This window comes from Spirosoma horti, from assembly GCF_054776595.1.
In genome coordinates this window covers 457,252-481,798 of the sequence record NZ_BAAHBQ010000005.1, presented here as the reverse complement: position 1 = coordinate 481,798, position 24,547 = coordinate 457,252, and the positions used below count along the sequence as shown (strand labels likewise).

Sequence of the window (24,547 nt, the reverse complement as noted above, 5' to 3'; positions counted from 1 at the left end):
GCGAGTAAAGGCCCGCCCACTTCGTTCAGTAATTAGAACAACGTTACAAGGATAACAAAGATGGGCGAAAATAGATTTGATGTCGCTGGAATGAGTTGGGAAACGATACTAAAATCTATTATGCTGTGCTGTCAGCCGGGTCACCGACCGTCCCGGCGAACCAGTTGCGATTCTCAAAACCCTGGCAGTCGGGTTTAAGAACCCGACTTCACCGTTGACACCACAAAATTGCGACTACCGACCAACGCAGAAAGCCGGGCGAGTTTTACTTCATCCCGGCTTTTGCTGGCGTCAACGTAACGAATGTATGCGAGACGGCTTTTAAAACAGATTTGGATAATCGGTGATGATCCCATCTACCCCTAACTGTTTGAGGCTGTCTATTTCGGCTTTTGTATTCACCGTCCAGGGAATAATTGATATTCCCTGATCATGGCAGGCCTTCACCGTTTCGGCGGTTACCGATTTGTAATAAGGGCTGTAGGTATTGGGCTTGAAGCCTAGTGCAGCCAGGTTTTCATCCAGTGTTTTGGCATTCGCGGTCAGGTACGAGAGCGAAATATCGGGCTGTTGCTTATGGATCAGTTGCAAAGGCCGGACATCGAACGACTGGATGATCAGCCGCTTGCCCAACTTTTGTTTCTGAAGAACCGCCATCACCAGATTGACGAATTCCGTTGGTTCGGGATGATACACGCCATCGGTTGCCGGATTGGATTTAATTTCGATGTTGAACATCGGCATGGGAAGCCCCTTCGTTTTGGCATATGCGTTGACCGAGTCGATCAACTCCGAAAGCAGTGGCTTGTAGGCCGGGAATTTCTGCTGTTGGGCAAACTGTGGATGCGGCTTACTTCCCACATCATACTTCTTGATATCCGCATAGGTCAGTTGATAGAGGTTGATTTTTTTCTGCTCTTCAGCCGTAACGGGTGTGCCATCCGGCTTCAGGGAAATATCCGACGACATGTAATTGTCATGCGAGACAACAACCTGTTTATCTTTCGAAATCACCACATCCAGTTCCAGCGTCTGAACACCCAGGTCCATCGCTTTTTTCATAGCCCGAACCGTATTCTCCGGCATCAGCCCGCGGGCTCCCCGGTGGCCTTCCCGATTGAAATTGGGTTGCGCCATCAGTACGTGAGAACCCAGCAACAGAGACAGTAATCCTAACTTTTTCATTGTATTCATAATATGTGCTAATTCATTAGAAGCTATACCGTGCGCCAAGCTGAATCTGGAACGGGTCACCCGACGGGGTTATGGCTCCCGAGTTATTGACCCGGTAATTATACCGCTGCGTCGACTGGCTGAAGGCGGGTATGGCCGCATTTCCTCCACTGGCTGGAACACCCAGTGCGTACAGCGACTGCGTACCCAGCGATAAGTTTGTACCCTTATTCCGGTTCAGCAAGTTAGCGAAGTTGAAGATATCGGCAGACACTTCGATAGCGTGGCTCTTGTGAATCCGGAACCGCTTCAGCGCCCGGATGTCGAGTACGCCATAAAACCCATTGATACCACCGTTGCGCTCGGCAATCTTACCCGAATAAGCATTGATGTAGTTTTTCAGGCTCTGGCTGGCGTCAGGATTATCGAGCAGTGTTTGCAGACCCGTCCGAACGTTGGTCGGCACTTCCGCGCTGTTGCGGTCGAAGACAAACGCCAGATCATTCGTGGCGACGAAGTCCGCGTTGGTGTTGGCACCCGACAGCAGCGAGTAGCGTGTACCACCGATACCTGTGTAACGGACGCCCAGCGTGATCCCGAAGAACGAGGGCAGCGTACCGTAGAACACGACTTTGTTCCGGAACTGATTGTCGGAATAGGTCATCTTGCTCAGGTTGCGCGGGTCATCTTTCACCGGTAAAGACAGCGTAGCCGTATTGGCCACGTTACCATTGTAGGTAACATTGTCGCGGGCATCATTCCAGGTATAGCTGGCCGTGATTTCACCATCGCGGAAATACTGCCAGGTTGCATCGACAACGGCGGCAAACTGATTGACGCGGCCTTCGCTGTTTAGCTCCAGCACCCGGCCCAGCTTCTGGCTAAGACGCCCCTGCTGCCAGTCGCCTACACCACTGGTAGGCATACTCGCCAGCGGTACATAGACGCCCCGATTATCTTCGTTAGCAAGCCGGAAGAATGGGTCTGTCACCATGTTGCGGTCAACGTACATGTAGTTATTCCGGCCCAGCGACATATAGCCCGAAATACCCACTTTCAGCTTGTCGGTCAGGAAGCGCGAATACGAGATATTGGCTTTATACAGCGTTGGTATCTTAGCGTTTGGCCCAGTCATGTTGATTGTCGGCACCTGAAACTGCGCCAGCGTCGGAATGCTGGCATAGTTGCTCCGGTAGGCCGCAAAATCAGGTGTCGGCACGTTGGCATCCCGTACATCGACGGTGGCGAAATGCTTGCCGTCAAAAGTCAGGTTATTGATCAGCATGTAGTTGTTGATATCGGATGCAAATACACCTGCCCCAAACCGGACAAAGTCACGGTGCTGGTTGTTTACGTCCCAGTTAAACTGAATGCGCGGCTGCAGAATAAAGCTCTTGATCTGGTTGTCGGTGCGTAGTTTCAGTTCGTCGAATACCAGTTGATTAAACTGTGCTTTAGGATAGATCGAATAGTCGAAACGCAGACCCGCCGTCATTTCCAGCCCTGGTGTCAGCCGGGTACTCAGTTGTCCGTAAGCGCCTGTGTTGAAAATGCTGCTGTAAACGGTTGGGTCAGCTACGAGCGGCACCTCGCGGTAAAAACGGTAAGGCCGTAGGTTATTGAAGTTGTCAAGTGCAGACGTTACCGTCACGACACCGTTCGTTGTGCTGCTGGTTTCGTTGTAATGAAACCGCCCGTTTACCTCACTACCATACAGCGATTTCGCGTGAGTATACATCAGGTCGACCCCGAACGTGTATTGCACCTTGTCCGTATTGTAATAAAAGTTATCGACGAGTTGTAACACGTTGTTGGTGAAGCCTTCCTGCGCGAAGCGGTGTCCCCCCATCTGGATGTTGGTCGACAATGTACCGCCTTCAATGGTCGACCGCACGGTTTCCACAATATTACGGGGAATGTTGGCGGCCGGCAGCTGATCGCCGGGGCTGCTTTTCTGGTACGTGTACAGATGTTGCAGCTTCAGTTCGTTGGTAATTTTGGGCGTAAACGTCGTACGGAGCGTAGCCAGCAGGCTATTGTCGACGTTATAATCGTTGCCGTACGATTCAAAGGCGTTGATCGACGTATTGTCGGCCAGACCCAGCTTGTTCCGGTCATTGGTGTAGTTGTCGCGGATCGTTAGCAGGTTATTTGAATTGATCTGCCAATCGATACGAGCGAAGGCCGCATCGGTACCCCGCTTTTTGGGAAAGGTACCAAACTGCTGCGTATTGGCCATCCCGTACTTGTTGCGGGCAATCTCCACAAAACGATTGAGGGTCGCGTTCGTTACATTGAACCGGCGCTCATCGAGGGGCGTCTGAATGTCGGCGATGATCAACGGGCGCGAATCCTGCTGATGATCCCAGACCACGAAGTAATGCAGCTTGTCTTTGATGATCGGTCCACCCAGCGAAAACCCAAATTGATTGGTCGAGAACGGCACATTCCGCAGGTTACCCCGAATGTCATATTTGCTCGACAGCCAGTTGGCGCGGGTATAGTTAAATACGCTACCCGTCAGTTTGTTGGTACCGGCTTTCGTCACGGCACTCACTAAACCGCCCCCGGCCCGGCCGTAGACGACGTCGTACTGGTTGGTAATCACCTTGAATTCGCGAACCGCTTCAATCGAAATGGAATACGGCGCACCGCTACGGCTCGTGGTCGAACCAGCCGAGGTTGGGTTCTTCGCGGTCATACCGTCGATGGTGTAGTTAGTCGACGAGCCAAGCTGCCCCGATAGACTACCACTGCTGTTTGTCAGGGGCGACAGGTTGATCAGCTGCGTGAAGTTCCGGCCGTTGACGGGCAACGACACCAGCGTTTTCGCGTTGATGGCCGTAGCCGCACCCAGAATATCGGTTTTGTTTTTTAGGCCCGACGCCACGACCTGTACCACTTCCAGGTCTTGCCCGGTTTCCTGCATAGTCAGGTTGACCTTGATGTCGTCGCCCTGATTGACCATGTACCCTGTCCGGCGCTGTTCGCCCAGACCGACCGCTGTCACAGTAACTGTATACGGGCCACCTAGCGGAATTTCCTTGAAGTAATATTCACCTTTTACGTTTGTAACGGTTCCGGTCGAGAAACCCGTCGACTCATTGCGCACCCGGACGGTCGCACCGGGCAGCGGTGACTTCTGCCCTTCGGTGATGATGCCCGAAATAGACGCCTGTGTTGTTTGGGCTACGGTTTTGTTGATAGTGAAACAAACGAAGAGTAACAAAAGAAGACTTAAATAGAGCTGTTTTTTCATGCAGAGGATAAGCGTTTTTTTCGAACTGCAAAGAGACTATTACTATATGTCTTTAATATTATTTTAACATTATCAAATTATCATGCTTACCAACGCAATCCTATAAAATTCAAAAATAACTTATTAAAATACCAAATTCCTTTATTTAACGGTAACTCCTGCTGCCAGCGGTTGTCTTTTGCTCAAGTCAACCAGATAACCACACGCTGGCTTATGAATTATAAAGACAAAGCCGGACTAGATAAATCCAGTCCGGCTTTGTTGTACATCTTACTTTTGGGTAGTTGTCTATCCCCTACTTCTCGTTGTTTCCTCCGCTTAGTTTGCCAGCTTTATTCGCCTGACCCGTCGCAGCGGGGGCGGGATTTTTTACGTACTTATCCAGCCAGCCGTTCATTTCCCACAACATATGCAGGAGCGACTCTTTGGCGGTGTAGCCGTGGCTTTCGTAGGGCAAAAACACCAGTCTTGTGGTCGCGCCAAACCCTTTGAGGGCATTGTAATACCGTTCCGACTGAATGGGGAACGTACCCGTGTTGTTGTCCGCTTCGCCATGAACCAGCAGCAGGGGCGTTTTCATTTTGTCGGCGTTCATAAACGGCGACATTTTGTTGTACACATCCGGAGCCTGCCAGTAGCTACGCTGCTCATTCTGGAATCCAAAAGGTGTTAACGTACGGTTATAGGCACCACTCCGGGCAATACCTCCTTTAAACAACTTACTGTTCGACAGCAGGTTGGCCGTCATGAAGGCCCCATACGAGTGGCCACCTACGCCCACGCGGCTCGAATCGACCACACCCAGCCGGACACCTTCGTCAATGGCCGCTTTCGCGCTCGATACCAGTTGCTCCACATAGGTATCATTGGGCTCTTTGTCGCCTTCGCCTACAATCGGGATGCTGGCATTGTCCAGAATGGCGTACCCCATCGTTACGAAGGCAGCACCACCCCAGTAGCTGATCCGGTTGAATTGGTAGGGCGATCCGGATACCTGACTGGCAGCTTCTTTGCTTTTGAATTCGGCCGGGTAAGCCCACAGGAAGGTGGGTAATGGCCCTTGTTCTTTCTTATAACCAACGGGCAAATAGAGCGTAGCCGTTAGTTCAACGCCATCGGCCCGTTTGTAGCGAAGCTGCTGCTTCTGAACACCCTTCAACTGTGGGTAGGGATGCGGGAAATACGTTGCCTGAATAGGTGCGATTCTGGCTTTCAAATTCCGAACGAAATAATTCGGGTTCTCATCGGGCGTTTCGCGGGTGGTTAAAATCACCTGTCTTGTCGCGTCCAGCACCGCAACAGGCCGCTCGAAATAAGGGGCCGCCGACCGCCAGAGTTCGCGCGTCTGTTTGGTCTTCAGATTCAGCAGGCTGACGAACGGCCGGTCGCCCTGCGGTGACGAGCCAATGGCATTCAGCATCAGAATCTCATCATTGGGCAGCAGATTCAGCACATCCCGTCCATATTGATTCTGTTTCATATCGGGCTGACCGGGGTTCGTGTAGCGATCTTCATACGAACGATCGAAAAGAACGGCGGTCTGCCAATTGCCGGGATTAACCGTTTTGGTAATGGTTTTGCGGTTCTGCCACCACCGTTCGGTAGCCAGCGCGGTAGACTCATTCCCCCATTCGAAGTTCTCGAACCGGAACTGAGCGGCATAAATTTCTTTCGGCGTAGCCGAGAAAGGGGCCTCGATCATGAAGACTTTATCCCGAATATCGGCTTTCACTTTCGGGTCGCCTTTGTCCTGCGCAACGGTGTAATAAACGGAAGCCGGTGCATCGGCCCGCCAGGTGAAATCGCGGGGGCCGGTGGGAGCTCCGTCGCGGCTGTAAGGAACGCTTTCCTGCAAAGGGCCATCGTTCAGGGTTTTCACCAGCGAACCGGCCATGGCATAAATTTCGGTTTTGAGCGGAAACCGCCCAACCGGCACCAGATATGAGAATGGCGTGTGAACGGTTTCGATCATGACATACTTACCATCCGGCGACGGATCGGTCGACAGGATAATACCCGGCTGCCCGATGCTGGTCATCGAGCCATCCAGGCCTACCCGGGCGACCTGCGCCGTGGTGTAAAACGCGAATTGCCGCTCATCGGAAGGACTTTTCAGCAAATCCTGGTAGGTTGGCGCCTGACCGCGGGCCCCAGCCACGTTTTCCTGCGTGGTAGGACCAGCGGGCACCCGACTTACCTCAGTGGCGGGACCGCGCGTAGCGGGAACCGTTTTGACGATCAGGCTTTTGCTGTCAGATACCCAGTGATATGGGACGCCCAGCGTGGCATTGAGTACCACAGAACCAACCTTTTTAGCCGTTACCGTAGCGACATCGGCAATGTAGAGCTCAATCTGGCTATCGGTCGAATTGGCGAACGCCACTTTCGTTCCGTCTGGTGACCATTGAACAAAGCTGATGAGGGGTGTGGCAGGCAGTCCCGCAATGGCTTTTGCCTCTTTGTCGGTTAGCTTTTTAAGAGTCAACCCCGTTATGTAACGGGCGCGGCTGGGCCCTGTGTTGGCCGGATTCAGGCGTAAACCCGCCAGTTTTAACTCAGGCTGAGCCAGTTCGGCAATGCTGGGGGCCGAAGCCTGCTCCAGAATGAGCATCATATCCCCTTTCGACGACATGCTTACGGTTGGCGTAAGTGGCGTTGTTACCAGATCAGCCAACGGCTTTGGCGGTGTTTGGTAGCTTACCGCGTCCTGGGCTTGTCCGGCCAGCGAAACCGCCAGCAGGGAAACAAGCAGGATCCAGCGGCTTTGTTGAGTAGTTCTGTCGTGAAGCATCGAATAAAAGGTTGGTTCAAATGAGAAGAGAGCACAAACAGACATAGGCTTTTTGCCTGAGCTATATCGAGGATAAGGTGAGGTTATCCGGTAATCAGAAAGAGCTTCAAGCAAAATCTATGACATGACAAAATTAAAAAATAATTAGAATATAGTCTGACTTAAGGAAGCTTTGCCAAACATGATTTTTCATTTTTAGCCATTTACTTCCTATTTATAAGGAAAAACAACTATTAAAAATCACCATAATCCACTTGTACGCAGGTTAGCTTAAGCGTTCGACGCCACAGATCGACGACCTGCTGGCGGTCGTCGATGACGAGCTCGACCTGGTAGCGCCCGAGTATGTGCTGGTCATACAGTTCATGTTTTACAATAAAATCTTTCCGGTTGTCATTGCGGGGACGCATAAACAATTGATAGTCGGCCGATTTCCACTCAAAATACTGCTCAAGCCACGCCATCGTTTCGGACCGGCAAATGGCGTCGCGGCCCGAGAAAAATATAATGGTGTAACCCGACGACTTTAGCGCCTGAACCAGTCGGATAACTGGCCACTTGGGCGTATCAATGCCCACCCGCTGCCAGTCGAAGGGCGAGCGGTCTCCGCGTTGCGCGACTGTGCCGTCAATGTCGACCAGCACACAGTAGGGCAGCGATGGACCGTTGGCGGTGGCATTTCGGCGCAAAATTTCCGGCTCAAATTTGAAATTCGCTTTCAGAATAGCCAGTTGCCCGGCCTGCCGTCGAATCCCGTTCTCCCCTACCGAATCGGGCCGGGCGCTGTCGCGCCGGATGCACTCCCCAAGGGGCGTATCCATCAGTTTGTAGCTGACGTCAACTTCATCGAAATGTGCCATCAGGAGTTTGCGAAACTCGTTAATATAGCGTTGCCGCAGGTTGGTGTTGTCAATCAGCACATGCCATCCTCGCTTTAATCCCTCCAGAATAGCCGTTTTCTGCAATTCATTCACCAGGGTTTCAATCCGGTCTCTCTCCGGCTCAGGCCAGTTTTTCCAGTATTCTCCCAGCGAAACCGGCAGCAGGCTACGCCGTAGATCATCGCGGTTAACGCGCAGCCAATTGGCGTTTTCGAGACAGAATCGTTGCGCAAACGTCGACTTTCCGCTGCCGCTCAAGCCCGTCAGAATAATAACTTTTTTCATGGTTACACCTGCGTCTGGCCTTCGCGAAGTGTTAAAATCAGTTCTGTTTTCAGTTCATGCAGCCCTTTTTCGAGCCCTACCGGATACGTGTGCGGATTCACAAATCGTTTTACGCCAGGGTGCAGATTGGCCAATTGGGTTTGGACCCGCTCCCGCACAGCGTGAATGTCCGGCAGAGAATAGACGCACTTGCCCGACTGAAATACGGAAACCAGCAGATCCTCATAGTCCTGCGTAGCCTCAAACCGCCTGCGTTTGGTAAAATCAAGCGGGTCGATCATCGTGGCTGTTTCGTTGCTCCGATTGTCCATGCTTTCCAAGTCGTAAATCATATCGGCCAGAAAACCCCGTTCATCGCGAAACCGGCGTACCTGCTGAATCCCCGGCGTCGATGTTTTGATCGCCTGTTCAGACAGTTTCATCTTGTATTCCCAGGTCGGGGCTTTCCCATTAGCCGTTTGTCCGGCCACCCCTTCGTGCCGAAGGGCCGCCAGTTTATAAACACCGCCGAGAGCGGGCTGGTCGAAGGCCGTTACGAGTTTTGTGCCCACACCCCAGATATTGATTTTTGCCCCCTGTTGCCGCAGGCTGTTGATAATCGTTTCGTCCAGGTCATTGCTGGCAACGATCGAAGTATCCTGAAAACCAGCGGCATCCAGAAGTTTGCGGGCTTCGATACTCAGGTACGCCAGATCGCCGGAGTCGAGCCGTATACCCGCCAGTTTGTAGCCGCGCTGCACCAGTTTCCGGCCGGTTTCGATGGCATGCCGGACCCCCTGCAAACTGTCGTACGTATCCACCAGCAGCGTCACATTGTTGGGCAGCGCATCGGCGTAGGCATCAAACGCCTGCTGCTCATCATCAAACGACATCACCCAACTGTGGGCGTGCGTCCCCCGAACCGGAATGTCATAGAGTTTGCCCGCCAGCACATTGGACGTGGCATCGCAGCCGCCAATGTAGGCCGCCCGGCTGGCCGTCATGCCCCCGTCGACACCCTGCGCCCGACGTAAGCCAAATTCGAGCAAGGTGTCTTTTTCGGCCACGAGCCGGAGCCTGGCCGCCTTGGTGGCAATCAGCGATTCGAAATTAATGAGATTCAACAGGGGCGTTTCCAGTAACTGGCACTGTAAGATAGGCCCCCGCACGCGCACCAGCGGTTCATTCGGGAAAACGACGGTTCCCTCGGGTATGGCTTCGATGTCGCAGGTTAGTTTCAGATCGGCCAGATAGTCAATGAAGGCGTCTTCGAACAGAGGCTTACCATCGTTTCCGGTCAGGGTTCGGAGGTAGCGCAAGTCTTTTTTCGAGAAGCCGAAATTCTCGATATAGCCGATCACATTGGCCAGGCCACAGGCAATGGTGAAGCCCCCATTGAATGGATTTTTCCGAAAATAGAGATTAAAAACGGCCTCTTTTTCCGACGTTTTCGTTTTCCAGTAACCATAGGCCATCGTTACCTGATACAAATCGGTCAGCAGGCTGAGCGAGGTGTCATAAAGCTTATTTGTCATACACTACGAAGGTAAGGTGTTGAAGGTTTATAGAAAATCGTGCAGAGAAAAACATTTTTTGGTTAATTTGGCCTAATAATTGTGAGGGGCCCTTTTAACCAGACTCTTACTCACTCAACGTAACAAGATCATCCACAGCTCGCAGTACCACCATGCAGAAATTAAGTCTTTCGCAATCCCTTCAACAGAAGCTGTCTCCGCAGCAGATTCAGTTTATCAAACTGTTACAGATACCGACAGTTGAACTGGATACGCGCATTGAGGAAGAACTGGAAATAAATCCGGCTCTGGAAGAGGGTATGGACGAAGAATATGACCAGAAAGAGGAGGACCCCTACGATGAAACCGACGACTACAAAGACCGGGACAATGACCTCGATATAGATAGTTACATTCAGGATGAAGATTATGCCGGGTATAAAATGCAGGGCGATGGGAACTATGGCGAGGAAGAACGCGATATGCCCCTGGCAACCAGCTCAAGCCTGACAGATTCCCTGCTTCAACAATTTGGCTATCTGCAACTAACCGAAGAACAACGCATTGTTGGCCTGCAGCTCATCGGCAGCATTGAAGCCGACGGCTATATCCGGCGGTCGATTCAGGCCATTGTCAACGATCTGGCCTTCTCCCAGAACGTATTTACCGATGCGGATGAAGTGGAAGAAGTGCTGCAAAAAATTCAGTCGTTCGACCCGGCAGGCATCGGCGCCCGGTCCCTGCCCGAATGCCTGCTGCTACAGCTTCGGCGCAAAGACCAGTCGGACCCCTACAATGTGCTGGCGATTCGGATCATCGACGAGTTCTTCGACGAATTCTCCAAAAAGCATTACGATAAAATCCAGCGCCGGCTCAACATCAGCGATGAATCGCTCAAACGGGTAATTGACATCATTATCCGATTGAACCCCAAGCCAGGTTCTATCGAAGGCGAATCGGGGAATATTCAATACCTGATCCCCGATTTTCTGCTGACCAACAACAACGGCAAGCTGGAGTTGACGCTGAACTCTAAAAACGCCCCCGAGTTACGGATCAGCCGCTCTTTTGCTGACATGCTCGATACCTACGACAAGAGCAAAAAGCAGAATAAAAACCTGAAAGAAACGGTTTCGTTCGTGAAGCAGAAACTGGATGCGGCCAAGTGGTTTATCGACGCCATCAAGCAACGCCAGCAAACGCTGCTCAAGACCATGAACGCCATTGTGCGGTACCAGTATGACTTTTTCCTGACCGGCGATGAGTCCCGGCTGCGGCCCATGATCCTGAAAGATATTGCCACCCTGATCGACATGGACGTGTCGACGGTCTCGCGGGTGGCCAACAGCAAGGCCGTACAAACCGAATTTGGTATTTATCCGCTCAAATATTTCTTCTCCGAAGGCATCTCGACCGATACGGGCGAGGACGTCAGCAGCCGGGAAGTGAAAAACATTCTGAAAGACCTGATCGATGCGGAGCCCAAGCTTCACCCGCTCTCAGACGACAAACTGGAGAAAATACTGAACGACCGCGGCTACAACATTGCCCGCCGAACCGTTGCCAAATACCGCGAACAACTCAACATTCCGGTAGCCCGGCTCAGGAAGCAGTTGTAAGACGAATGAATTATAAATGATGAATGCCTTGAGTTGTTAACTTTGTGGAACAGGTCAACGCCGGCTCCATCGATCGTTGATCGTTCATCATTTATAATTCATACTTTCCTTTGACCTCCCGTTTTGCCCACTTCCTGTCGGCGGTTCTTCATCCGTTGCTGATGCCGACATTCTTATTTGCCCTGTTGCTGTTTCGTGTACCGACTGTGTTGGGGCTGGACGTCTTTTCTCCCTCGCTGAGACTGAGCATCCTGGTTCTTATTTTTGTGGGCACGTTCATGGTTCCGTCCGTGCTTATCTATTATCTCTACCGCAATGGATACGTCAAAAGCCTGTATCTGAACACGCTGGCCGACCGTCGATTGCCGTATTTTCTGACGGCCCTGATCTACCTGATTACGGCCTATCTGTTCACGTTTCAGATGCAGGTACTGTCGACGCTGGCGCCCGAAATAGGCGTCATTATTGGCAGTATTGCCGTCTCGATTCTGTTTGTGGGCCTCATCAGCCTATCCTGGCAAATCAGCGCACATGGCGTGGGCATTGGGGGTGTAGTGGGCATTATCAGTAGCCTGATGCTCAAGTTTGGCCTGACCGATTTGTTCATACCCTTGTTGCTGCTGGTGATGCTGTCGGGCTTTGTGGCGAGTGCCCGGCTCAGGCTCAATGCCCATACTCCCGGTCAGGTTAGTGCCGGGCTGGCGCTTGGCCTGCTGGTTAGCCTGATTACCGTATATTGGTTTCTTTAACTTCCTGCCCGACTTAACAAATCGGGCTTTTCCCTTATGACCTTTTGCCATGTACGATAACCTTCTCTACAACGTCACCGACACGGTTTGCCGGATCACCCTCAACCGACCCCAGGTATACAATGCCCTTAGCCCCGGCCTGATTCGCGACATTACGGCCGCCATTGAAGCCGCAGGGGCCGATGAGCAGGTCCGGGTCATCGTTCTCACCGGCGCGGGCGACAAAGCCTTTTCATCGGGCGCTGACCTGAAAGAAGGCGTCACGAATGCGGCTTCTTCGGGTGGGCAGCTTGCGCTGGGCGACGCCCTCCGAACTACCTACCACCCCATGATTCAGGCGATCCGCAACGTAGCCAAACCGGTTATCGGCCGCATCAACGGTGTAGCCGCCGGGGCGGGCTGTTCACTGGCGCTGGCCTGCGATGTGGTTATCTGCGCCGATGAGGCTTATTTCAGCCAGATATTTGTCAACATCGGCCTGATGCCCGACGCGGGATCGACCTTCTTTCTGCCCCGGCTTATTGGTCCGCAACGTGCGTTTGAGCTATGCAGCACCGGCCGACGCGTCTACGGACCCGAAGCGGCCCAGATGGGTCTGGTGAGCCGCTCGGTGGCCACGCCGGAACTGGATGCGGCTGTCGATACCGTTGTGGCGTATTATGCCTCCGCTCCTACCCTGGCTATTGGGCTAATGAAAAAAGTATTGAATCAATCGTTGCAGTCTGATCTGGCTCACCAGCTCGAACAAGAAGCTGACAATCAGGACAAAATAGGCCGTTCGGCCGATGCTGCGGAAGGCATTGGGGCCTTTCTGATGAAGCGTAAAGCAAATTTTTCCGGAAAATAGGTTGACAAACGTCTTTTTTATCCCTACTTTTGCACTCCCAATCAACGGGAAATGCATTCGTAGCTCAATTGGATAGAGCACCTGACTACGGATCAGGAGGTTTGGGGTTCGAATCCCTACGAGTGCACTGATTACCAGCCATTTACGAGTTAATTCTTGTGAATGGCTATTTTTTTGCATACGGATTTGCATACATGGGGTTTTATATGCGATTCACTTTAAGGCGTTGAATCATGGCATTTCGCACTCAAATTGGCAGATTTTTTATTGGTTTCTTGCTCATTTTATCACTCGACCAATGTAAGCAGGCCAGCGTGCCCATTCCGGCCTACACAACGCCAACTCGTGATGACAATATGGCGATGGGTAACCCTGATGGTGCCAAAAAATCAGAAACTAGTCCGAACGCTTACTTAGTTATCCGCCCGACTTATTCGCTTTCCTACAATCAATCCACCGGCATCGCTAACTGGTGTAGCTGGCACCTCAGCGCTGCCTGGAAAGGATCAGCTACTCGCTACGCCGGTAATTTCATTCCTGATCAATCGTTACTCGCTACATGGTATCAGGCCCGGCATGCTGATTATACAAACACCGGCTTTGACCGTGGCCACCTCTGCCCTTCTGATGATCGGGATAGTACGGCCGAGGAGAATCGGACGACATTCATCCTAACCAACATCGTACCCCAGGCACCGCAGCTTAACCGCCAATCATGGCTAAGGCTGGAGGACTATTGCCGGAGCCTGGTAGCTCAAGGCAACGAGTTATACATTATTGCGGGCACTTACGGCAAAGGTGGTGAAGGTGATAATGGGAAGGCTACAAGCATAGCCAGTGGTAAGCTTACCGTTCCTGCTGCACTTTGGAAGTTGATCGTGGTGTTGCCTGTGGGTTCGGATGATGTGAACCGGATAAATACTCAGACGCGTGTTATTGCGGTCTGGATGCCCAACACTAATAATGTGGGCGAACAACCCTGGCCAGGTTTTCGGGTGAGTGTAGATGAGGTGGAGAAGCAGACTGGATACAACTTGCTGTCGAGCGTGTCAAATGACGTGCAGCAGGTAATTGAAGCGAAAGCAGATAATTTAGCTTTATAGCTTCTAGTAAAACATAAAGCTAATTCTAACCTTGACCTCAATGTTTATTCCTTCTACGTAAGATTAGTTATACAGCGGGCCTAAAGAAAGTACTATATTGACTGCGAAAGCAGCGTGAGTACAACTAGAATTTTTATATGAGCTACTTTCAACTACTACCGATGATTAATGAATGTATTGATTTTATCAATTTTAAAGGGCCTTATTCGAAGAAGAAATGGGCTATGCTTTATGTATTCGGGCTAGATTTCAAGCAGGGTGTCATGATATCTGTTAATTAGCTGTTTTTAAAAAAGGTGTAACTTGTATGCGTTGACTGAATTTGAATAAAACATATATCTGTTCTATAAACTAACCTGGCTACGGTCCCTCGGCGATCATGTCAGATGACGCGAAAGAACGGCAACCGCCAGATTAAGAAACGGGTTAAACAGCTGCTGAAGAAGCGATCATTATTATTTCGTTACCAATACAAAGCCCTGCCATAACTGGTGGGGCTTTTGTGTAAGTTGGCACTTTGGCTGTTCGCTTTTCTTACCTTAAAACCCTGACGCAAGCTATGCTTACCCAGCAACCGCTTTCCTTTTCGCTCAACCGCCAACGCATGGAACTAGCGCTTCTGTTTGAACTACCCGCCCAGCTCAACCAGGGGCTTTGCGAACTTCAATGTCATCTGCGGGTGGAGGGGACGAGCTGCCCACCCTACGGATCAGGCGTCTTTGTGCTGGCCTTGCAATGGAATGCCAAGGGACAAAAACTCGAAGGCTACCCTTCTGAAACCCTGGTGATCAACCAAACCCTATCCGAGATTCGCGCCCAGCATCGTCAGCTTATGCGGGATTTAATTCGGGCTGACCAGCAGCCTACAGCGGACTTGGTCCACCATCACTGGACAACAGGAGAGCTGATTTCACCTCAGTTGATGGTCGTCTTTGATGAATATATGACCTATCTGAACCGCGTGCCGCTGTCCGAACGAAAAAATAAATCCACCCTTCACAAATGGTACCTGGCCCATCGCCATTTGCGGGACTATTTGAGCCAGACCCACCAACTTCATTTATCCTTGAGTGAGGTAACACCTGTCTGGGGGCGCAACTTTTATCATTGGTTGCGCGAAAACGATCAATCCGAGGACATCGCAGCCCGCTACTTCTGCTTCATTCGGGAGACGCTGCATTACGCCGTCGAGCGGGAGATGATTGCCTACAACAAACTCCAAAGCATTGAAATCACACGGGAGGCTGCCAAAGTGGTGGTGTGTCTGTCGCCCAAGCAAATTGAACAGTTAGCTGATCTGGAAGGCTTATCACCGTTGCTCAATCAGGTCCGGCTTTGGGCGCTGTTCTGTTGCTATACTGGCCTGGACTACACGGATGCGGTCGCCTTTGCGAGTGATCCGACTCCCCACATTCAGACCCTACCTTACGGCGAAAAGATCGTCTGGCGCCGACTCAAATTTCATCAGGTGAAAGGGGCCTTGCCCGAATGGGGCTTTAGTCACATCCCGCTGCTTCCTGAAACCAAGCGATTACTCTTGCAAATCCACGAGTGGACGGCTCTCAGCCCCCAGCGGATGAATCAGAATTTACATAAGTTGGAGGAGAGGTTGAATCTGCCCTTCCGGCTGACAACCAAAGTCTGCCGAAAGACCGCAGGAGCTTTATTTCTGATTCGAGGCTACCAGGCCGAAGCGGTGCGCAAGATTCTGGGCATCCGCGCCCTTGCGGTGTTTGAGCGGTGTTATTTATCGCTGCTGAGCGATCTGGTCGATATCAACATGGAACGCTTAAACCGCGATCCTTCCTTAGCGGCCAACTTTCATGGTCGGGGTCTGGTGGCGGGCTTTCCTGCCACTGGCTCGGACACGTTGTAGATTGCCTACTTGAACGTCCACTTTTTAAACAGAATAAGGAACGACAAACCGGCGCTGCCGATTTCAATAAAATCATCATTTCTCTAGGAGTACGGAAGAACGCTGGCCATTACAAAACAATCTCTTTACTCCGCTACCTACTAAACCCTTATCGTACCTTAAGAATTTCACTCCACTTTGTTGTGTAGCAGGGAGAAAGATACTTTCGATTGTGCTCCCAGTCGGGACTAAAACTCTGATTGGCCAGTTGGATCGTTCCCCGACCGTGTCGCTGATTAAGCCGATCCATAACAACGGATAACTTAACCAATCGCTCGTCGGGTCCGTCGATGAAGATTCCCTTCTGGCGGTAATCGCTGGGCACAAAGCCCGACAGAATGATTCCTACTTTCTGATAGGCATAGCCAAACTGAAAAATGGACTGTAGCGCCAAATCACCATAACGAACAAGCTCAGTGATGCTGGCGGTTGGATGAGGCAGGGTAATCGTCCTGGCATTGTAGTACTGCTTCGCGGGTTGCCCGTTCGGGCTTTTTTTGAACCGGTTCGTGTGTAAGAAAACCGTCATCGTGCTGCACAGTGAATCCTGCTTTCTAAGCTTTTCGCTGGCCTTGCCCAGATACGTGGTCATGGCCTCAGTAATGGTCTTCAGGTCTGGGATAAGCCTACCGAACGACGGCGCCGTGATGATGGCTTTCTTCGGTGGCTGACCCACTTCCAGCATCCGGCAGGGAAAGCCCCGCAGCTCGTGTACCAGACGCAAGCCGTTGACGGTCATCACTTGGTTTACCCAATCATCATTGGCGTCCCGCAGCTGGGCTGCGGTGGTGATCCCGTTTTTCTTGAGCATACCCGCATAGCGACGGCCAACACCCCACAGATCACCTACCGGAAAATCAAACAGCACCTCATCAATCGCTTCTGGGTTATCCAGCACACAGACACCGTTCAATTCGGGACGCTGTTTGGCTATCCGGTTAGCCAGTTTGGCCAGCGTTTTAGTTGGGCCGAAACCTACACAGACCGGAAGCCTGAGCCACTGAGCCACGGTGGAGCGAATGGACTCGCCTAGGCCACGATAACTGGGATAGAGTCCCTCGTACCCATCAGCCTGAATAAACGCTTCATCGATGCTGTAGACCTCAACGTCTTCGACAAAATGCGTGAGCGTACTCATCAACCGCGCACTCATATCCCCGTAGAGCGTGTAGTTGGAGCTAAAGACAGCAACGTTATACTGTTCGATCAGCTCAGCCATTTGAAAGAAGGGAACTCCCATCTTGATGCCCAAGGCCTTAGCTTCGTTCGAGCGGGCTACCACGCAGCCGTCGTTGTTGGAGAGTACCACCACCGGTCGGCCGATCAGGCTCGGATCAAAGCTACGCTGGCAGCTGGCGTAGAAGTTATTGGCGTCGACTAAACCTAGCATCATCAGAACTTTTGCAGGTTATAAGTGACTACGCCCACAATAGAGAAGTTCTCTCCCGGATGCACGTAAATGGGTAAATACTTCGGATTCGATGACTCCAGGACAATTAACTTATCCGCGTACCGGATTCGTTTTACTGCATGGCCACCGTCGTACCACACAATGACAATCTTGCCATCGGAAGGTGTACGAGAACTATCCACAATCAACACATCACCTGGCTCGATCCGATCACCGATCATACTATCCCCGGTGACACGCACAAAATAGGTAGCCTCGGGGCTGGTGATGCACAAATCATTGAGATCACAGACTTTGTCCAGATAGCTTTCGGCCGGGCTGGGAAAGCCACCCTGAACGAGCGAAGAAAAGAAGGGAATCAGGTATTTAGTGGAGGCTGTCACCTTCACCATCGCTCCTTCATCAAGGTGATCTATCCTGTCAATCATAGCGTCAAAAATATGCACAAGACGCTATATTATACTTTTGTTATATATGTTGCAAGTGTAGTATATTGAAATAATCTTGACACGCAAATGAATTGGGTATGAAAATGGTCATTTCTCCGGGCGATCGGGTGCGGATTACCAGATTAATTAATGGCTATGAACGGGGCTATTACACGGGAATGGTGATAGCTTGGACTTCTTCGGGAAAGCTCAAGATCAAGGCGGATACCTGTACAGTTGCAGTGGTGTCGAGTGAATTGGTCAAGAAGGTAGCTGACGGACCATCCGAGTTATAACAAAATAAGCCCCGCCAATCATAACAGAGTAGTTAAGTATACGGGCTATATAAAATATAAACATATATACTAACGTTTGTTTCTATAATTACATTAGATACTTAAATGTTTATATCAGCCGCTGTCCAATGGACGACGGCTGTTTTTTACCATATAAATATTATTGCCTGTAGAGACTAGTCTACCTTATTTAGCGATCGCATTGAGTTAATATAATAATGCATGTCAGCTACAGCCAGATCTTACTGAGGTCTGGCTGTTTTAAAGAATACTTATTCATCCCGTTTTGTCTTTAGCAACACCTTCCATCGACGGCGGGACACGGATAATGCTTTTCCATCGGTCACCTGAACCATTTCAATTCGCTCTTGGCTGTATTGGGCGTATGGATGGAGGCACCACCACCCGTCAGAAGCGAAGCGCCAAGGTGGTTATTTCGGATCCAGCTACGCCAGATTTCGATGCCCTTGATTTTGTATTCTACCAGCTATTGCAAGGCGTCGGGTTGTTTCTAGCATCGTCTTAATGTATGATGGCTTTCATTTAAATGTATTTGCGTTTGATAAGATTTGAGACAATGTGGTCAAGAAAGTAGTGACCCTTTATTTGTTTCACTGTCTATTTTTATATGTTTATACGTATTTATGACTTTTTGTGGACTTCCCTTTTACTGATTGTCCACGAGCTACTTGAAGCAGGTCTCCCCAACAGGCCTGCCAAGAAGCCACTGCCTGAAGAAGAGCACCTGAAAACTTACAGATAAGGTCTTAATCATACTATTTGGGCTTCCAACCAAGCCTTTTTTCACTTCGGTATCTGTCTTAAAAAGTTTACGTCTGATTTTGACGACCTCGTCCAGGTCGGTTAGGCTAATGCCGATACGCCTTTTCAGAGTGGGTTTATCTTCGTGACAGCTGGACCGCTACGAAACGGAATTGCCCAACTCGGAAAGCTGGGCAATTCCGTTTTCATAGGTTAAACGCATGACTGACTATAGTAACGGCCAAAGTCTAACAGCATCGACCTACCAGCCACTCTCCCCGCAGCCGGATGACTAATTGACTCAGTAATGTTCCATTTATAGGCTTGGTAATAAACTCGCTGGCACCAAGTACCTGTGCTCGTTGTCGATCCTGCTCCTCATCAGATGTGGTCAGAATAACAATGGGCGTAGATTGGTAAAGCGGGTGTTCCCGAAGTTGTTTTAGCGCCTCGAATCCGTTAAGCCGGGGCATATTTAAATCCAGAATAATTAATTCAGGTGTCGATCCGCTTTGTTCCAGGGCTTCTAGTAAGGCCAGACCATCGTGAGCAAAGGCGAGCTGGCATTGGGGGCTATTCTTAGCGAAAGCACTATTCAGCAAGTAGCGGTCGTCTTCATCATCATCGGCCACAAAGACGCAGGTGTAGGAGTTTTTGGTCATCAGTAAGGCTGAAGGTTACAATGGATAAAAGGGGACATCTCAATAGTCTTCTATATGATCAGCCTGTCAGCCATTCATCAGACAATAGTACAATGAATTTAGGTAGCATGCGCTCTGTTTGTTACCTTATCGACTAACTAGTTCACTGAACAAAGGACTTCCGAATGCGCTTATCCTAAGTAGCTGTTTTACGACACTAAATACACTACCTCCGATGAATACGATAAAGCCCTGGGTTGCCCTGCTGGATGCCGATGAAGATGACTACATATTCTGGCAACATGGCTTTAGCTCATGGGCTCAGCATCTGGAACTGTACTGGTTTAACTCCATCAGTGCGTATTTCTCGGCGACCAGCCTAGGAAAGGATACGCCAGTAGCTTTAGTGATGGATGGAGTAATACCCGATGGAGAGGAAATGAAATGGTTGAGTACTTTATTACTCCACCCCAGTTGTCAGCAGGCCTGTCTGATTATGCTATCGGCCGAGGTAGATGAACAACAGCGGGAAGCCTCCCTGCGGCTAGGGGCGGCTGATCATTTGCAAAAACCATCAAATTTGAATGATTTACAGGCTGCGGTCTCGAAAGTAAGTTCGCATGTAGCCGCCAAGCGTGGTTAATAAGTACAGGATAAGGAGTTATAATTGTAACAACAGGAGCTACTAGTAGGGACCTTGTAATGGAAATACCCTAGTTTTAAACCCGCCAAAGTCAGTCCACATTGCAGGGGTATTAGTTAACCCATTTAATTTAAATCAGCCTATAAAGGCACTTTTTCCCATTTCTCTTCAATTTTTGTAGTCTAGGCATAACCCCACAAACATCCCTACACACCCCTTCGCCGAGTCCCTTCACAATTACTCACCTGCCGATAGCACATCAGAGGGGGTTAATTAACTTACTAAATTAACTCAAATCAACACATAAAGGGGCTTTGCCTCAGCCATAGGTCTCCCCCCCTATACCCCTTTTTCGAAACGTAATCTCTGATACTCTTCTGCCCTGTGGATAAAATTTATAAAAAGGCAGATTATGGAGTTTAGCCTAGCTTGAGGCAGTGTATGACTTTTCGTACTATTCGCACCCAAGAATTGGCTAATAAGCAGTTTTCGCATCTCCAGATTGACCGCTACGAAACAAAAATGCCCAACTCAGGGAGCCGGGCGATTTCGATTACAAAGGTTAGACGCAGGATTTTGCAGAAGTAACAAGGGTGGCAGAAAAAATAAAAAGATTTGTTTTCACCTGCATATCATACACTTCCTACACGGTTTAATAAGCGTATTACCTACATCATACCCGGTGTCAAGTCAGACATGGTTATTGTACGATTATGAGATATGTCATATCGACTTATGCTCTGACGGCAAAGTTCTGTTTGACAAATCAGCTTCTCGGCGGGGCACAGCTCGTACCCAGGTACGAAAAAATTTGCGATGTTCATCTTTTGCCATTCGCTTAGGTAATGAGCCTTTCAATAAGTCCCTACTCATCTGCCGCTTTAAAGCAGGTTGCCCTGGTCTTTTCACCGGCACCCTCGATTTAGTTTTGTCTATTTCCTGATATTCAGGAATGCTGGCGCTGTCAAATTCCTCTTCAAATCTCGGGCCCCCACCTATTAACAAATCGATTTGACGCTCTGGAAGAACTTTAACTAATTCGGCTCGAGTAAATTTATCTGTGGGCGACCGGTTAATTTTTTGAAATATTTTGTACCATTCGTTAGATCTACTTCGATACTTATGAGCCAAGAATGTAATAAATGGCCACAAGCCCCATTTTTGTTTGTTGTAATCAATGTAAGCTTTGTTGATATCAGCATATACCTCAACAATTTTTGTAGGCTCGATCGTACGATGCTCGACCGAGGGTGTCTTGTGGTGAATAGCTTCATCGACAAAAGCAACTACGCCATATTTGGGAATTCTAGTAGCACCAAATTCAGTCGGAATAGGAAGGAGTTCTTTTGCTCTCCTTAGATCTCTGATAAATTCTGTTGGCAAATTGCGGGCAATGTGAGCTTCGTACTTTTCGCTGCTTGCCGGATTGACAATATACTCGGGACCCGAAATCTCTTTATCATTTACATAATTAAGATTAACAAATAGTGTTTGCCCAATTGTATCCTTGTGTAAATTAGTGGTAGTTTGAAATCTCACTTTGGTATAATGGACTTCAATAATTATCTTCCAGTTTTCGTTTATTACTCCGCTCTTCTGTAAATACTCAAGCTGGCCAGCCTTTTCCATTGTGGCCAAAGTATTAATAATAATATCGTTTTCAATGCCTGCTTTTTGCACTAAGTCATAACTACTATTTTTAACAGCATTACTCTCAAGCTTAACAAGGCTGGCTTTGCTTATTAAGTCATATACGCTATCTCCTTCATCCATTTCAGTTAACACTATTCCACCTACGCAAGAGGAATTATATTTTGATCTATCTTTCTCGGGCTTTTGATCAATCATTTTATCTAAAGTATCACTAAGCCTTTGAACGTCGACATCTGGCCCCTCAAAGACTTTTGGAGTTGCTAATTCCTTTAGCAGTTCCGCTGGTGTTTTTTCTCTAATAGGAGTTTTATCTCTAATAATAGTGGCTAATGGTGGCGGTGATTGGGTCCTTAAGCCAGGGAATTTAGCAGGATGAGAGGCTTTACCTCCGCCTGCCTTAGTCCGGGCTAAGGCAGCCCGTTGCCAACGATTAGGTTTTCTTCTTCTGCAGAACATAGAGGTCTCTAAATGGTATTAAACTCAGAAAATAGTCTGATTGTCAGACGCTACCTACCTACCGCTAGCGGAAAAGTTATTAATCATTATCTACTATCCAACACTTCATCATGATGGATATTACACCCGCTCTAAGATAATGTATGAACACAGTACGATTTATAGCTGACTTTTAAGTCACAATAAAGACAGATAGTAAATTAAATAGATACATTTTCAAACAAATGGTATAATTTTTAAATATATTTTGAAAAATTATACCATATAAGGTCAATGATCATAAAACATTCATCATTCAGTGTTCATAGGGGCAAATAAACTATTGACTAGTAGCCCGCCCGCAATACGTCCAGGCTACTGCGCTGAGACAGTTGTAGATTGAAGCCCGAATCAATAGATTGCTAGAAAAGAGACGGTCAACTGAGAGGGAATATTTAAACTAGGACACTAATACATTTCCAGGCATTCACTTTATCATTAATCAGCGGAGCAGGTTTGATTAGCCTAAACTGTATCTAGTCAAACCTTATGGCAAACGTTCTGTTGTAGGGGTAATCTCTCAACTTTGATATAACCTTATGGCTAATCCAGACAATCCAAATCCAGAGCACAAAGAAGGACCTGTCGCTAAGACGATTGAACAACAAACGGCTAAGTTGCCTTCTGACTTGTTCCTGTGGGCAGCCTTGGGTTCAATGGGCGCTTCGCTATACATGCAATATAAGGGTGACCGGGATCGCAGCCTGTTCATTGGCCAGTGGGCGGCTCCCTTTTTGATACTAGGCTTGTACAACAAACTAGTTAAAGTGGAAGGCAGTGATTAGAGCCGTTTATCGAATTGACTTAGGAGGCCTGCTACTGATTAGTGGTAGGCTTTTTGTTATTATGGCTCCCATGTCCCATTTGGCTGATCTATTCCATTCAATCAGTTAGTGCTGATCTGCAGGTACAACCCAAGGCTAGTATCGAATTGATGCCCTGACTCATTTGTAGATCAAGCCAGCTCTATTGGAGTCAACAATAGATTAAGTTACTGACTTAAAAGCCTTCCCCGTAAACTATCAAAACAAACCATCTGGTTGATCGTAATGAGTGATTTAGTGATTTGCCCAAAGTGTGAGTCCGATCAGGTAGTCGAGGTCGGCATTAAGCCATCGATGCCTGTTGAAGACATAACGCTCACCCGGGAAAAGGAGGACCAGGTATTGACTGATTTATTTGGTCATGATAACCGGGACCGGCAATGTTTGGTCTGTGGCAATAAGTGGAATGCTGAAGAAGAAGACCTACGGCAGCAGGAAGATCAAAGCCAGTTCAACGCTCTCACCTTCGGCGATAGGAAGGATAAATTTTACGCCGATTATGAGTCGGGGCAGCTTGACCAGGCCGGACAAAACGTCCCGATGGAAGCCCTTGGCGTTTACAAAAGAAAGGGCATAAAAGCGGCCTACCGATTTCTCAAACTGCTGGACATAAAAGTAAACCGATTTAAAAAAAGAACAACACTGGCTGTTTTAGGGGTTGTATTTCTATTGCTTGTGTTGATTTATATGTTAGTTTAATTCTGAGTTCAATGTGTGTGCCCTAAAACAGTAACTACTCTACCTGTGTAATCCTAAAAGTAAGGGGTTAATTCAAGCAAAAGTACTGCCTCTTCAACACTGGCAACGCGTCGTCGCGACGCTTCGAAAGTTATACGTGTGTTCGCAAATTCCAGATGCACCGTCAGCCCTTTAGCGCTGTATCGATTGTAGCTGACAACATAGGTGGGATTGATGGCTATACCTTTTCGGACCTGAATGATATGTGGATACCAGGCACTAACTTTTTTAAGTGTCGTGCTGGCTAGCACCGTTTTACCATCCGGATAGTGCAAGGTTGTGTAGTTCCCATCGCCCTGTAAATAAGCAACGGGTTTGGTTCGGTCGATGTGTTTAGAGTGCTTGGGCATGGTGGATAGATTAAACGGCCAAAGTTCGGGGTTAATCTAGAAAAGCCAAGCACCCTACAGCCGGAAGGCTCTCTAATGCTCTCATAAACAAGCCCGACACAAGCGCATCGAGAACAAAAAAGCCCAGCCGCCATACGACCGGGCTTTTGAGTTGAAGGGAAGTGACTAGTCAGTTACTTAACTCTACTCCA

General features: G+C 49.2%; 19 protein-coding genes and 1 tRNA gene. 10 read left to right on the top strand and 10 right to left on the bottom strand.

Annotation, left to right across the window (positions count from 1 at the left end; genetic code table 11):
- Positions 1–321: 321 nt before the first annotated feature.
- The 5 genes from ACYVAM_RS17060 to ACYVAM_RS17040 all read right to left on the bottom strand — a co-directional run bounded on the left by ACYVAM_RS17060 (position 322) and on the right by ACYVAM_RS17040 (position 9,903).
- The gene (locus ACYVAM_RS17060) at positions 322–1,185 is read right to left on the bottom strand and encodes a glycerophosphodiester phosphodiesterase (protein WP_461069631.1); all 864 of its coding nucleotides are present in this window, start codon (positions 1,183–1,185) and stop codon (positions 322–324) included.
- A 25-nt stretch (positions 1,186–1,210) separates the two neighbouring features.
- The gene (locus tag ACYVAM_RS17055; RefSeq protein WP_461069101.1) at positions 1,211–4,432 is read right to left on the bottom strand and encodes a TonB-dependent receptor; all 3,222 of its coding nucleotides are present in this window, start codon (positions 4,430–4,432) and stop codon (positions 1,211–1,213) included.
- A 295-nt stretch (positions 4,433–4,727) separates the two neighbouring features.
- Positions 4,728–7,223, bottom strand: coding sequence for a S9 family peptidase (locus tag ACYVAM_RS17050; protein ID WP_461069099.1), 2,496 nt, complete (start codon positions 7,221–7,223; stop codon positions 4,728–4,730).
- A gap of 233 nt (positions 7,224–7,456) precedes the next feature.
- Positions 7,457–8,389 carry a phosphatase domain-containing protein gene (locus ACYVAM_RS17045; RefSeq protein WP_461069097.1) on the bottom strand — a complete coding sequence of 311 codons (933 nt, stop codon included), beginning with the start codon at positions 8,387–8,389 and terminating at the stop codon, positions 7,457–7,459.
- Between the two features lie 2 nt (positions 8,390–8,391).
- Positions 8,392–9,903 carry a nicotinate phosphoribosyltransferase gene (locus ACYVAM_RS17040; RefSeq protein ID WP_461069095.1) on the bottom strand — a complete coding sequence of 504 codons (1,512 nt, stop codon included), beginning with the start codon at positions 9,901–9,903 and terminating at the stop codon, positions 8,392–8,394.
- 152 nt (positions 9,904–10,055) lie between these two features.
- On the opposite strand from ACYVAM_RS17040, the gene rpoN reads away from it, so the two are divergent.
- The 6 genes from rpoN (at position 10,056) to ACYVAM_RS17010 (ending at position 16,076) form a co-directional block, all read left to right on the top strand.
- Positions 10,056–11,501 carry an RNA polymerase factor sigma-54 gene (rpoN, locus tag ACYVAM_RS17035; protein ID WP_461069093.1) on the top strand — a complete coding sequence of 482 codons (1,446 nt, stop codon included), beginning with the start codon at positions 10,056–10,058 and terminating at the stop codon, positions 11,499–11,501.
- 110 nt (positions 11,502–11,611) lie between these two features.
- Positions 11,612–12,250 (top strand): hypothetical protein, encoded by a 639-nt coding sequence (locus ACYVAM_RS17030; protein WP_461069091.1) that lies wholly within the window; start codon positions 11,612–11,614, stop codon positions 12,248–12,250.
- A 49-nt stretch (positions 12,251–12,299) separates the two neighbouring features.
- Positions 12,300–13,097, top strand: coding sequence for an enoyl-CoA hydratase/isomerase family protein (locus ACYVAM_RS17025; protein WP_461069089.1), 798 nt, complete (start codon positions 12,300–12,302; stop codon positions 13,095–13,097).
- A gap of 53 nt (positions 13,098–13,150) precedes the next feature.
- Positions 13,151–13,224: transfer RNA gene (locus ACYVAM_RS17020), tRNA-Arg, on the top strand.
- 106 nt (positions 13,225–13,330) lie between these two features.
- Positions 13,331–14,200, top strand: a complete 870-nt coding sequence (locus tag ACYVAM_RS17015; protein WP_461069087.1) for a DNA/RNA non-specific endonuclease — start codon at positions 13,331–13,333, stop codon at positions 14,198–14,200.
- 559 nt (positions 14,201–14,759) lie between these two features.
- Complete coding sequence (locus tag ACYVAM_RS17010; protein WP_461069085.1) at positions 14,760–16,076, top strand: phage integrase SAM-like domain-containing protein; 1,317 nt, start codon at positions 14,760–14,762, stop codon at positions 16,074–16,076.
- A 148-nt stretch (positions 16,077–16,224) separates the two neighbouring features.
- Here the strand turns inward: ACYVAM_RS17010 and ACYVAM_RS17005 are convergent, their stop codons facing one another.
- Positions 16,225–17,508 carry a Y-family DNA polymerase gene (locus tag ACYVAM_RS17005; protein WP_461069083.1) on the bottom strand — a complete coding sequence of 428 codons (1,284 nt, stop codon included), beginning with the start codon at positions 17,506–17,508 and terminating at the stop codon, positions 16,225–16,227.
- Positions 17,508–17,954, bottom strand: coding sequence for a LexA family protein (locus ACYVAM_RS17000; RefSeq protein WP_461069081.1), 447 nt, complete (start codon positions 17,952–17,954; stop codon positions 17,508–17,510). The genes ACYVAM_RS17005 and ACYVAM_RS17000 overlap by 1 nt, the downstream gene beginning before the upstream one ends.
- A 582-nt stretch (positions 17,955–18,536) precedes the next feature.
- On the opposite strand from ACYVAM_RS17000, the gene ACYVAM_RS16995 reads away from it, so the two are divergent.
- Positions 18,537–18,776 carry a hypothetical protein gene (locus ACYVAM_RS16995; protein ID WP_461069079.1) on the top strand — a complete coding sequence of 80 codons (240 nt, stop codon included), beginning with the start codon at positions 18,537–18,539 and terminating at the stop codon, positions 18,774–18,776.
- 484 nt (positions 18,777–19,260) lie between these two features.
- Here ACYVAM_RS16995 and ACYVAM_RS16990 read toward each other — a convergent pair whose 3' ends face one another.
- On the bottom strand, positions 19,261–19,674 hold the full coding sequence (locus tag ACYVAM_RS16990) for a response regulator (RefSeq protein WP_461069077.1): 414 nt from the start codon (positions 19,672–19,674) through the stop codon (positions 19,261–19,263).
- Between the two features lie 214 nt (positions 19,675–19,888).
- Here ACYVAM_RS16990 and ACYVAM_RS16985 point away from each other — a divergent pair, with 214 nt between their 5' ends.
- Entirely contained in the window at positions 19,889–20,296 is a 408-nt protein-coding gene (locus tag ACYVAM_RS16985) for a response regulator (protein WP_461069075.1), read from the top strand.
- A gap of 723 nt (positions 20,297–21,019) precedes the next feature.
- On the opposite strand, the gene ACYVAM_RS16980 is transcribed toward ACYVAM_RS16985, so the two are convergent.
- Positions 21,020–22,405: a hypothetical protein gene (locus ACYVAM_RS16980; RefSeq protein ID WP_461069073.1), complete on the bottom strand. Its 1,386-nt coding sequence runs from the start codon at positions 22,403–22,405 to the stop codon at positions 21,020–21,022.
- 578 nt (positions 22,406–22,983) lie between these two features.
- Here ACYVAM_RS16980 and ACYVAM_RS16975 point away from each other — a divergent pair.
- Positions 22,984–23,229, top strand: a complete 246-nt coding sequence (locus ACYVAM_RS16975) for a hypothetical protein (RefSeq protein ID WP_461069071.1) — start codon at positions 22,984–22,986, stop codon at positions 23,227–23,229.
- A gap of 264 nt (positions 23,230–23,493) precedes the next feature.
- Entirely contained in the window at positions 23,494–23,967 is a 474-nt protein-coding gene (locus tag ACYVAM_RS16970; protein WP_461069069.1) for a hypothetical protein, read from the top strand.
- A gap of 53 nt (positions 23,968–24,020) precedes the next feature.
- Here ACYVAM_RS16970 and ACYVAM_RS16965 read toward each other — a convergent pair whose 3' ends face one another.
- Entirely contained in the window at positions 24,021–24,356 is a 336-nt protein-coding gene (locus ACYVAM_RS16965) for a LytTR family transcriptional regulator DNA-binding domain-containing protein (RefSeq protein ID WP_461069067.1), read from the bottom strand.
- Positions 24,357–24,547: the final 191 nt, after the last annotated feature.